Genomic DNA, 2,645 nt, shown 5'->3' with positions numbered 1-2,645 from the left:
ATAGAGCAGCTTGTTGGTATCCAGGAACAGGAATTAATGTAGCTAAAAAAGTATAAAAGTCTAAATCCTCAGCAACTTGTTGGTTCTTAGGAAGCTCTTTTAAATATGTTTTAATTTGTGTAATTTTTTCTTTGATCACTTTCTCTCCATCTCCTCTTTCCCTCGGTTAACCGAGTACTTACAACTATAGATTATACTAATTAGATATATCTCGTAAAATCTTTATTTATACTTAAAAAGAAGGACTGCCTTAACCTTTCGTGCACTCAATATATCCTTCTATATTTGGTTCATGATTTTGATTTAAGAATTCTGTAGAAGCTTCCCTATAACCGGATTCAGTAAAAGGAAATTTTTTATTATAAGTTTTACTTTCACCGTTATTCTTGATAACTACTTCTACCAAATAGTTACTACCTACAGAGTTAGGTGTACTAAAATAATGTAAGCTTACCTTGTGAGTATCGTAGATAACTTCCTCAATCTTTCCAATCAATTCAGGCTTATTACTGTACTTTCTATGTGACATGTTATGACCAACTTTCTAAAATGTATTTATCAGAATCTACCTGATATATTTAGCATACAATATAATCCATTAAAATAGTGTTAATTTGTTCCAATAAATAAACTTAGTATCCCACCTCCCGAGCTTATCAACAGAGTGTCAACCACTTACCGAGGTAAAAACTCCATAGAAAAAACACTGCTTAGATACAAACAGTGTTTAGGTGATACCTATTTATTTTCTTCCCCCTGAGCTGGATGCCTCACTTCTTTTTAGGTACATCGCTTCACAGGAAGAACCAACTCCCTATAGCTACAACTAACAAGGCGACCGAGCCAGCAAACCACTTGTTCATTACTATCTCCATAATATCCATTAGTTTCCTACCTCCCAATTGCTACTTTATAAGTTGTTCTCTTGTAGGTACCCACGTGGTACACCTTGAACCGTATATTCATTCCAGTTAATTTATTTTCAACATATAGAGTTTTGTATTTCTTATTAAAGTTAGCTACAAAGTTCATTGCATCAGCACCCATGAGAACGACTCTATCGTCACCGATATAAAACTCAATAGCTGCCTGTGCCTGATCTAGATTATCGTGCCAGTTAACCCACTTCTTAAACCACTTAAACATTTTATATTCCTCCTCTTAGTTTTCATAAATAGTTATTCTATTTATTCCCAAATTTTCCCTATCAATACCACCTGAGACGGCACCTATTTAGTCACCCTCTTTTTGTCGAATACTAACTCACAAGTTCCAACTGAATAGTTATTGACTCACAAGCCTGTAACCTCTATAATTTTCCTAAACGAATAACTAAAAGAGTGGTCACTCATAGATAACACCTCATCAGGCTTAACCTCCGCCTCTACTTCCGCTGAAAATTCATTATCCGCAATGGTAGTTGGTGTATGTACACACCCGAATTATCGCGGGAATGGATATGCTTCGCTCATATTACAAAAAATGATTCAAGACTTTACGAAAGAAGGCCGAACACTTTGTTTATTTTATAACAATCCAGCTGCTGGACGAATTTATAAGCGGTTAGGATTTAAAGATATTGGAATGTGGACGATGTATCGATAATAAGGGGTACTCTAAAAGCGGAAATAGTTGTAACTTTGCAATAAAAGCCGATTATACAAAAACTTCACACCGTTATTATGAAGATGAAGAAACTACTTGAGGAGCGAGGACTCTAACTAAAAACTGTTATGCATTCAAACTAAATTTAGACAGATAAACGCCCCAACTATTGGATCTACTCCAGCAATTGGGGCTACATGTTTATTCTCAAATTCTTTCCACTACAAATAGAAATATTTATGAAACATTCATCACACTTATGTCGCTATTATGATAGTAATCATTTTAGAAACCTTTTTTGTGTTCATTTCATCATCACACTACACTCTCTATATTTTCGATCAGATTATCTTCTAATCACTTTAATCACCTTACATAAGTAAATTTTCTTTTTGTAGTTCAAATACTCTCCTATAAATTATCACTTTTTCACCATCAAAACTTACAATACACACTTTCTTTATGCCTTACGTTTCGATTTACCTTTTTTATTTTTCTTTCGATATCTTGGAGTCTCTCTTTTATGTTGCTCCCATGAAATATTAAATGACGGAAATTTAAACCTGCAATATGCTAATAGCTGAAATTCAGCTGCTCCGATTGCTATCGTATACATTAAAAAGGTCCCTACTACATACATAAATAAATCATCAAATCCATAATCGTTATGAAAATATATCAAAATAAGAATAGTTACTGCGTATAGTGTAGCCCACTTCATCATCTTTCCTTTTGTTTTACTAAAGAAAGAAGCAGACCTCTCATCCATACTAAACGCACCTTCACTCGCTTGTTTAAACGTATCAATTGTTGTCACGATATGAACAACAACTGCTCCCAAAAGCAATACACCTGCATACATTAGTGTAATCCAGTCAATTGAATTATTAGCCATTTTAGTAACAGTCAAAGCAGTAGGCGCTATTGTTGCCATTTGGAATGAATATAATAATACAACAATTGTTTGTAACTTTTGAAATTTAAATTGAGCTTTCGGGAATGAATAAATAATTAATAGAATTATTTGTAGGCTATATAAT

At 33.6% G+C, this 2,645-nt stretch carries 3 protein-coding genes and 1 pseudogene; 1 reads left to right on the top strand and 3 read right to left on the bottom strand.

All coding sequences use genetic code 11. From position 1 onward, the window contains the following. Nucleotides 1-250: 250 nt before the first annotated feature. Nucleotides 251-529 carry a hypothetical protein gene (locus tag AB3X48_RS20780; RefSeq protein WP_098431020.1) on the bottom strand — a complete coding sequence of 93 codons (279 nt, stop codon included), beginning with the start codon at nucleotides 527-529 and terminating at the stop codon, nucleotides 251-253. Between the two features lie 362 nt (nucleotides 530-891). Continuing rightward, nucleotides 892-1,146, bottom strand: coding sequence for a polyprotein (locus tag AB3X48_RS20775; RefSeq protein WP_367959893.1), 255 nt, complete (start codon nucleotides 1,144-1,146; stop codon nucleotides 892-894). A gap of 225 nt (nucleotides 1,147-1,371) precedes the next feature. On the opposite strand from AB3X48_RS20775, the pseudogene AB3X48_RS20770 reads away from it, so the two are divergent. Then, nucleotides 1,372-1,605 (top strand): annotated as a pseudogene (locus tag AB3X48_RS20770) (GNAT family N-acetyltransferase); the annotation flags it as partial. 460 nt (nucleotides 1,606-2,065) lie between these two features. On the opposite strand, the gene AB3X48_RS20765 reads toward AB3X48_RS20770, so the two are convergent. Further along, nucleotides 2,066-2,645: hypothetical protein (locus AB3X48_RS20765; protein ID WP_367959892.1), on the bottom strand; the 580-nt coding region annotated here is incomplete at its 5' end.

The sequence above is a fragment of the Bacillus sp. S4 genome, from assembly GCF_040838205.1.
In the GTDB taxonomy this organism is placed as follows: domain Bacteria; phylum Bacillota; class Bacilli; order Bacillales; family Bacillaceae_G; genus Bacillus_A; species Bacillus_A cereus_U.
Note: the sequence above shows the minus strand (reverse complement) of the source record. Positions and strands in the feature narration are given on the sequence as shown.

Bases quoted from the DNA above. Each gene is read 5' to 3' on its own strand.
- AB3X48_RS20780 (WP_098431020.1), bottom strand. From the start codon at position 529: ATGTCACATAGAAAGTACAGTAATAAGCCTGAATTGATTGGAAAGATT.
- AB3X48_RS20775 (WP_367959893.1), bottom strand. From the start codon at position 1,146: ATGTTTAAGTGGTTTAAGAAGTGGGTTAACTGGCACGATAATCTAGAT.